We start from the raw sequence: 8,554 nt of genomic DNA on the forward strand, positions 1-8,554 counted from the left end.
TGTTTCCAATGACATTTGGAAAGAGATGAAAAAACATGTTCCCCATGAAGGCGGAAAACCAGTTCATCCGATCTCAGCGGATTCTCTCAAGCCAGTAGTGGATGATTTCAAAAGCAAGGGTAAACCTTTCAAAATGGGTATGGTGTTCCCCGTGTCTACCCACAACTATGAGTTACGTTATTGGTTAGCCGCAGGGGGCATTCATCCGGGCTATTACGCGCCACATAATGGTGATACTAGTGGTCAAATTAATGCTGATGCTTTGTTATCTGTGACTCCACCACCACAAATGCCTTCCACTATGGAAGCTGGCACTATCAACGGATATTGCGTAGGTGAGCCTTGGAACCAACAAGCGGTATTTAAAGGCATTGGTGTGCCGGTTGTGACCGATTATGAAATTTGGAAAAACAATCCTGAAAAAGTATTCGGTGTGAGCAAAACATGGGCTGAGAAAAATCCGAATACCCATATTCGTGTGGTTAAAGCGATGATCAGAGCGGCCATGTGGCTAGACGAAAATAACAATGCTAACCGACCAGAAGCTGTGAAAATTTTGGCAAAAAGTCAATATGTCGGTGCTGACTACGAAGTTATTGCCAATAGTATGACAGGCACCTTTGAGTATGAAAAAGGTGACAAGCGTGATGTGCCGGACTTCAATGTGTTTTTCCGATATAACGCGACTTATCCCTTCTATAGTGATGCCATCTGGTATTTGACGCAAATGCGTCGCTGGGGACAAATTTCTGAGCCTAAATCTGACGCTTGGTTTAAGGATATCGCCAAACAAGTATATCGCCCAGATATCTATGCCAAGGCAGCTAAAGCGCTAATTGCAGACGGTAAAGCCAAAGCTAGTGAATTCCCTGAATTTGCAACTGAATCGGGTTTCAAACCTGCTCAAACACACTTTATAGACAATATTGTTTATGACGGCAGTGAGCCTAATGCATATTTAGAAAAATTTGCTATTGGCCTGAAGAAAGACAGCAAAATCTAACTATCGATATTAGCAGATGGGGTGTGCTATCCCATCTAGCTTGGGGTGTTCCAAATGAGTAAACAACAAACGGTTCCTATGATTTTTAATCAAGTGAAACAAATTAACTGGCCAAGCCTGAATCAATTTTTAAGTGCCACAGCGCTGCCCATAGTTGGGATTGTGATATTCCTTGGGTTATGGAGTTTAATGGCAAAAAATATTGATACCTCTTTGGGTAAATTCCCTGGGCCTTCAGCTGTGTGGCAGCAGAGCAAAGTATTGGTGGAAGAGCACAACAGACAACAGGACAAAGCTGAAAAGTTTTACGTGCGTCAGAATGAACGCAATGCGACACGTTTGGCTAAAGATCCAAGCTACGAGCCGAAGATTAGGGCCTTTACCGGCGCGCCAACCTTCTTTGAGCAAATTTGGACCAGTTTATATACGGTTATGGTGGGTTTTCTAGTTGCCTCGTTGTTGGCTATACCACTTGGGATTTTATGTGGGCTAAGCAAAAATGCTTATACCGCCATTAACCCCCTAATCCAACTATTCAAACCCGTATCCCCTTTAGCTTGGTTACCTTTGGTGACTATGGTGGTCAGTGCTGTGTATGTCAGCACCGACCCTATGTTTTCGAAATCATTTATAACATCAGCAGTGACCGTTTCTTTATGCTGTTTGTGGCCGACTTTGATTAACACTGCTGTTGGGGTATCGAGCATCGATAAAGACTTACTCAATGTGAGTAAAGTTCTGCGCCTAAACGCCTTGTCACATGTGATCAAAATTGTCATTCCTTCTTCTATCCCAGCCATATTTACTGGGCTTCGCTTGTCATTAGGCATTGGTTGGATGGTTTTGATTGCTGCGGAAATGCTCGCTCAAAACCCTGGATTAGGAAAGTTTGTTTGGGATGAATTTCAAAATGGAAGCTCGGAATCATTAGCCCGCATCATGGTGGCAGTATTAACAATTGGTGTGATTGGCTTTGCGTTAGACAGATTAATGTTAATGCTACAAAGGAAAGTCAGTTGGGATAAAAGCGCAGTATTACGTTAATTAACCGGGTAACGATTATAAATCATTTTGAGGAAAGAATTATGAGTAGTCATCATTTAGAACTAACCCAGGTAGGCATCGATTTTCCGACCGCGAAAGGCCCGTTTACCGCGTTGAAAGACGTCAATTTAAGGATCAATAAAGGTGAATTTATCTCACTTATTGGTCACTCAGGTTGTGGTAAATCAACAGTGTTAAACATTGTTGCTGGTTTACATCAAGCTAGCACGGGTGGGGTGATCTTAGATAATCAAGAAGTGAATGAACCTGGACCAGAGCGTGCTGTGGTATTTCAAAACCATTCGTTATTGCCATGGCTTTCAGCATACAAGAATGTTGAGCTGGCTGTTAAACAAACCTCAAATGGTCGCTCTAAAAAGGAAATGAAAGAGTGGGTTGAACATAACCTAGAACTAGTACACATGAGCCATGCGGTTGACAAGTTGCCGGCTGAAATTTCAGGTGGCATGAAACAACGTGTGGGTATCGCCCGTGCGTTAGCAATGGAGCCAAAAGTATTCTTGATGGATGAACCCTTTGGTGCGCTGGATGCGTTAACTCGCGCTCACCTGCAGGACTCGGTAATGGAAATTCATGCACAATTAGGCAATACCGTGATTATGATCACTCATGATGTGGATGAAGCAGTGTTACTTTCAGACCGAATAGTGATGATGACCAATGGCCCCGCAGCCACAATTGGCGAAATTTTGCCTATTGAATTAAGCAGACCCAGAAATCGTATCGAATTGGCTGATAATCCTCAGTACAACCACTATCGCCATGAAGTGTTGAAGTTCTTATATGAAAAGCAGCGCAAAGTGGAATCTGTTGACGAACACCGTAAAAAACAAACGGAACAGAAGTCCGAGACGACTCAAAGTAATGTGGCCTAGCCTCAAAAAATAATCAACAACTGTTAACCAAGTAATTTAATTAGATACCTGTTCGCAAAATTTATTTTGTGACAAGGGGTATCTGTGCTTAAAACTAGAGAGAGAACCATGAAAACAAACAAAACCTCGACGAAAAAACATGCTATCAATATTGCTCTAGCAACGGCACTTATAGGCAGCGCAACTAGCCAAATGTCAATGGCTGCAGGATTTACTGAAGCTATGACTTCAGGCAAAGCAAGTGTTAATTTCAACTTGCGTTATGAAAGTGTCGATCAAGAAAACGCTCTTGAAGATGCCAGTGCGCTAACATTGCGCACATTGTTAGCGTACGACACTGGGAGCTATAAAGGATTTTCAGCCAAAATAGAAATGGAAGATACACGTATAGTGTTAGGTCAAGGTGATTACACTGTTGGGCCTAGCGGATATAACTTAGGCCAGTATTCAGTCATAGCAGACCCAGAGCACACTGAATTGGATCAAGGCTATATCCAGTATAAAAACGATAATTTTACTGCCAAGTTGGGTCGTCAAGTTATTACCATGGACGGTCATAGATTTGTTGGCCATGTTGGCTGGCGTCAAGATAGACAAACGTTCGATGCTCTGTCGGCAAAGTATACCCCATTAAAGAACCTAAGCTTACAATACGCATATATCACCCAACGAAATCGTATTTTTGCCCAAGATGCTGACTTAGATGCTAAAGATCACCTAGTAAATGCTGCCTATAAAACCGAATACGGCACATTAACTGGATATGGCTATTTACTTGAAGTTGATAATAATACCGAAAATGCTCTAGATACTTTTGGTGTTAGTTTTGCCGGAAGTACAAAAACCAGTGATATTAAAGTGTTATATCGCGCCGAATATGCAAGCCAAAGTAGTGAGTCAGCAGTCGCTGATTACGATGTCGATTATTTTAATCTTGAAGTGGGTGCTGTGGTTAGTGGCATCACCACTAAAGTCGGTTATGAAGTGTTGGGCTCGGATAGCGGCGCTTTTGGATTTGCAACGCCACTGGCCACTCTGCACAAATTCAATGGTTGGTCAGATCAGTTTTTAGGTACACCTGCTGAAGGTTTAGTTGATACTAACGTTTCATTAGCAGGTAAAGCATTGGGTGGTGGATGGAAAGTTGTTTATCATAAATTTGATGCTGATAATGCAAGTGCAACAGTTGACGATTTAGGCAGTGAACTCAATTTATCTTACGTTAAAAAATATGCTAAACATTATACTGCGGGAATTAAATATGCGGCATATTCTGCGGGCGATATCAAAGTAGATGCGGATAAAATTTGGGTATGGATAGGCGCTAAATTTTAAAATGTTTTTATTAGACAAAGAGCAACATTGTTTAGATGTTGATCTTTGTCTAACTATTGGATTATTAGTTGTTTTTAGAGTCAACCAACTAAGGTTTGTTGACCTTGCGATTGTCTATACTCAACCAACCCGTACCAAGGTTAGAGACCATTAGTAGTCCAGCCATTATTCCCATATTTTTAAAGAAATTTTGCGTTTCGTGAGTACGTTGTACTCCTTCAGCCATACTCCAAAAATCATGCATGAAAATACTAATAACTAAGGTCAAGCCAGCTAAAATAAAAGCGGCTAACTTTCCTTTGAAACCAATAATGATCGCCAGGCCTAAGACAATTTGAATAACGATAGTCACGGGTAACAAAATTGAGGTTGCGGGGACACTGTGCGCCAGCATATAGTCAGTCATAGTTTGGTAATTGGTGATTTTCTGTAATCCCGGAATAATAAAATAACTGCCCATTAACAGTCGGCCTAATAACAAACAAAAATTTTCAATTACGCGCATTGGTTATCCTCAAAGTATGGAGCTGTTGATCTTTCATATATCCTCGAGACTGAGGTCATTTATTTGTTTACTGAGGCGTTTGCCTTAAAGTTTAGTCATTCTAAACGAAAGGTAAATAAACAAAGTAGGCGAATAAATGACTCAGCCCGAAGGGTTTTCCTCAAAACGCCCTCAGTCTGAGTTGAAACCTGTTTATTTGGATGGCCAAACTTCACAGATTTCGCCTTGATTAAACACATTTTGAGGAAAATCTCGGTGACATATGAAAAATCAACCGCCCCTAGTAAATTTTAGTATTTGATCACATTAACAAACTGCTAACATAATGCTTTAAACAAATGGAGAATACTATGAGCCAACATCATAAAATTAGCTATATTGAAATTCCAGTTAAAGCCTTGGCCTCAAGTAAAGCCTTTTTCAATCAGGTTTTTGGTTGGGAGTTTGTAGACTACGGTGACGATTATGCTGGTATCACTGGTGCGGGAATTGACGGCGGACTATACGTTTCAGAGCAAAACGTGTCTGCTGATAAAGGCAGCGTACTGGTCGTCTTGTATAGTGATGATTTAGCCAAAAGCCAAGCCGCTATTGAATCGGCTGGTGGAACCATCAAAACGCCGACCTTTGAATTTCCTGGTGGACACAGATTTCATTTTTGTGATGGTAACGATAACGAATACGCGGTGTGGAGTGATAAGTAAAGGTTACTTATCACATATTTGAGTTATTAGCGGATTAGCCTGAAAATCCGCTATCCTCTGGCATGTTTTTACCTTCAGCTGCTTGGCGGGCTAATTGGTCACAGGCTTCATTTTCTGGGTGACCAGAGTGACCTTTTACCCAGAACCAACTGACATTATGTTTGCCTACTTCTTCGTCTAGACGTTTCCATAAATCGACATTTTTTACTGGTTTCTTATCTGCAGTACGCCAGCCATTTCTTCGCCAATTTTTAATCCATTGATTGATGCCATTTTTAACATATTGGCTGTCTGTGGTTAAGTTAACAGTGCATTCTTCAGTTAAAGTAGCCAATGCTTCAATAGTGGCTAACAACTCCATTCTATTGTTGGTGGTATGTTTAAACCCTTGACTGAGTTCTTTTCGATATTTGTCAAAAATCATCACTGCACCATAACCACCAGGACCGGGGTTACCTAGGCAGGAACCATCGGTAAAAATTTCTACTTGTTTCATTTTCAGGCCTGTTTATCTTTCAAGTTCAATTTTGCGCAGTATAATGACCAAGACTGTTAATACCACAACATTTTATTAAGTAAATTATAAAGAGCCTGAAATGCGCCAAATAGTATTAGATACCGAAACCACTGGATTAGACCCAAAACAAGGGCACCGCATCATTGAGATTGGGTGTGTGGAAATGGTTAATCGCCGTCTCACAGGGAATACTTTTCATGTCTACATTAACCCTCAACGCCTAGTAGAACAAGAAGCCATAGGTGTGCATGGGATCACTAATGAATATTTGGCAGACAAACCAGTTTTTAGCACTGTAGCTAAAGAATTTATTGATTTTATTAGTGGTGCGCAACTGGTGATACACAATGCCCCATTTGATATCGGTTTTATGGATCATGAATTTAATCGGCTCTCAGGTTTAGCGGTTAAAGAGTCAGCCAAGATGTGTACTGTGCTCGATACCTTAGATTTAGCTAGGCAAATCCATCCAGGGCAAAAGAATAACCTAGACGCTTTGTGCAGGCGTTATGGCATAGATAATTCCCATCGAGAGAAACACGGGGCGTTGTTAGATGCAGAGATTTTGGCCGACGTTTATTTAATGATGACGGGTGGTCAAACTGACTTAAATTTAAGTGGTAAGGCTAGCGGTGAAGGTGGCGTACAAATAGAAACGGTACGCCGATTGTCTGCACAAAGAAAACCGTTAAAGGTTGTTATGGCAACGGCCGATGAGTTAGAACAGCATGAAAGTCGATTAGACTTAGTGACTGAAAAAGGTGGCGCCTGTATATGGCGTCAATAGTGACAAAATAGAGAGTTGAGTAAATATGTTAAAACAGGTCGTATCTGCTCTTACTTTTTGGTTGTTGGCATACTTGTGTTTTTCAGGGCAATCTCTTGCCCAAAGTAAGCAGGACGGCGCACAATCTTCAAATAAGAAAGATATCACTCAAGGTGAGTCTTCTCCTCTTACTCAATTAGGTACCAAATATCACAATGGTATCAAGCTACTGCAAAACCGTTTTAGAATCGATTACGAAGTAGACGAAATTACTATGATTTTTTTTCGTGAGTATGGTTCTGCTCCTATCGTCCTAGTGCGACCAGATGGCTCGAAAATATTTCAATCCAGTGCTGATGGTGAAAATATTTTTTGGTTTGATAGCAGTACGTACGACATGATCAGTATTAAAAACCCTACGCCCGGACCTTGGCAAGCTGTAGGCCAAATCACCCCTGAAAGTCGAGTTATGGTGATTAGTGGTCTTGCATTACATGCAGATCCTTTACCGACCATTATTTTTTCTGGTGAAATCCTAAAACAAACTGCTTATCTAACCAACAATGGTGTGCCAATTGATTACAGCGCATTTAGAGATGTCGTTGAACTGACCATTACATTGTCTAGTACTAACAACCCTAACTTTAATAATTTTGGCGCTAATTCAGAAATAATCGCGTTTTTTGAAGACAACGGTAAAGGAATGGATGAGAGACCCTTAGATGGGGTCTTTACAGGGCAATTTAACCTCGCTATAGCTGATGGTGAATGGATCCCCATTTTCACTGTGTCTACACCTATGTTTACCCGTGAGCAGGTTGACCCGAATATCATGTTATTGGCCAATCCAATTAAAGTGGACGTTCAGCTTGATGGGGGAGGCGACGGTTACCACAAGCTCACTGTGGATGCTCAGCGCGAATATGTGGATATGTCTACGTTATTAATTGATGGAAAGGTCCGCTTTCCAAATGGCGACATACAGAATTTTTCAATAACAGATATGTCTGCAGATATCCGAGAGTATTTAATTGTTAATTACGAATATGGTGTATACCGCGTTAAATTAACAGCTTATGGGAATACTATTGAAGGTAGAGAGTTTATTTTGGACGTACCAGAATTTAGCTTTTTAACAGAAGAGCCCGAACCAGTTGTCGCAGCTGTCGACCCGAGTATTGTTGACCCTTCTATAGACGCTAGTGCATCTGGAGAATCAACAACCCCTGTGCAAGAGATGCCTTTAGCCGATGAGGAAATGTCTACTACAACACTTGTATCGCTGATTGTGGGTATTAATTTGTTTATTTTGATAGTGGGTGGGGGATTCATTTGGTGGGTAACGCTAGATAAAAAGCCAAGTTTTAGCTTTAAGAAAAAAGCCCCCAAAACTACTAATGAAGAAAGTACCGACAAAAAGGTAGGATTCTTTGCGAAAATATTTAAACGTAAAGCGAAAGAAACAAAAGTAAAAGATGAACCAAAAGACAAAGACGAACCTGACTCGGGCTTTATGGACTTATCTATCCCAAAAGAATGATTGTTTGCCTGCTAAATCAGCAAATTGTTCATTACTAGAGCAATCAATACTTTTAACTGGATTTCGTGTAAAAAAGCTATTGACTAGTATAGGGTGAACCCGTATTATCTGCGCCGCGGTTAACGAGGTAGTTCGAAAGAATTTCTTGTAAGTCGTTGAAATTAGAGAGAAAACTGGAGCGGTAGTTCAGTTGGTTAGAATACCGGCCTGTCACGCCGGGGGTCGCGAGTTCGAGTCTCGTCCG

At 41.0% G+C, this 8,554-nt stretch carries 9 protein-coding genes; 7 read left to right on the top strand and 2 right to left on the bottom strand.

The annotated features are described in order from the left end of the window. The 4 genes from QZ488_RS20260 to QZ488_RS20275 form a co-directional block, all read left to right on the top strand. The coding region (locus QZ488_RS20260; protein WP_293752161.1) for a CmpA/NrtA family ABC transporter substrate-binding protein at positions 1-1,003 on the top strand (1,003 nt) is incomplete at its 5' end. A gap of 54 nt (positions 1,004-1,057) precedes the next feature. After that, positions 1,058-2,047 (top strand): ABC transporter permease, encoded by a 990-nt coding sequence (locus tag QZ488_RS20265; protein ID WP_293752163.1) that lies wholly within the window; start codon positions 1,058-1,060, stop codon positions 2,045-2,047. Positions 2,048-2,088: 41 nt separating this feature from the next. After that, positions 2,089-2,943 carry an ABC transporter ATP-binding protein gene (locus QZ488_RS20270; RefSeq protein WP_293752165.1) on the top strand — a complete coding sequence of 285 codons (855 nt, stop codon included), beginning with the start codon at positions 2,089-2,091 and terminating at the stop codon, positions 2,941-2,943. A gap of 108 nt (positions 2,944-3,051) precedes the next feature. Continuing rightward, complete coding sequence (locus QZ488_RS20275; RefSeq protein WP_293752167.1) at positions 3,052-4,278, top strand: alginate export family protein; 1,227 nt, start codon at positions 3,052-3,054, stop codon at positions 4,276-4,278. 88 nt (positions 4,279-4,366) lie between these two features. Here QZ488_RS20275 and QZ488_RS20280 read toward each other — a convergent pair whose 3' ends face one another. Further along, entirely contained in the window at positions 4,367-4,783 is a 417-nt protein-coding gene (locus QZ488_RS20280; RefSeq protein WP_293752169.1) for a DoxX family protein, read from the bottom strand. A 350-nt stretch (positions 4,784-5,133) separates the two neighbouring features. Between QZ488_RS20280 and QZ488_RS20285 the strand changes: the two genes are divergently transcribed. Next, on the top strand, positions 5,134-5,487 hold the full coding sequence (locus QZ488_RS20285; RefSeq protein ID WP_293752171.1) for a VOC family protein: 354 nt from the start codon (positions 5,134-5,136) through the stop codon (positions 5,485-5,487). A gap of 34 nt (positions 5,488-5,521) precedes the next feature. Here QZ488_RS20285 and rnhA read toward each other — a convergent pair whose 3' ends face one another. After that, positions 5,522-5,983: a ribonuclease HI gene (gene rnhA, locus QZ488_RS20290; protein ID WP_293752173.1), complete on the bottom strand. Its 462-nt coding sequence runs from the start codon at positions 5,981-5,983 to the stop codon at positions 5,522-5,524. Positions 5,984-6,083: 100 nt separating this feature from the next. Here rnhA and dnaQ point away from each other — a divergent pair, with 100 nt between their 5' ends. Then, a complete protein-coding gene (dnaQ, locus tag QZ488_RS20295; protein WP_293752175.1) occupies positions 6,084-6,791 on the top strand; it encodes a DNA polymerase III subunit epsilon in 708 nt (235 codons plus the stop codon). Between the two features lie 25 nt (positions 6,792-6,816). Continuing rightward, a complete protein-coding gene (locus QZ488_RS20300) occupies positions 6,817-8,310 on the top strand; it encodes a TIGR03503 family protein (RefSeq protein ID WP_293752177.1) in 1,494 nt (497 codons plus the stop codon). Positions 8,311-8,554: the final 244 nt, after the last annotated feature.

Source organism: uncultured Paraglaciecola sp. (assembly GCF_913020055.1).
Lineage (GTDB): Bacteria > Pseudomonadota > Gammaproteobacteria > Enterobacterales > Alteromonadaceae > Paraglaciecola.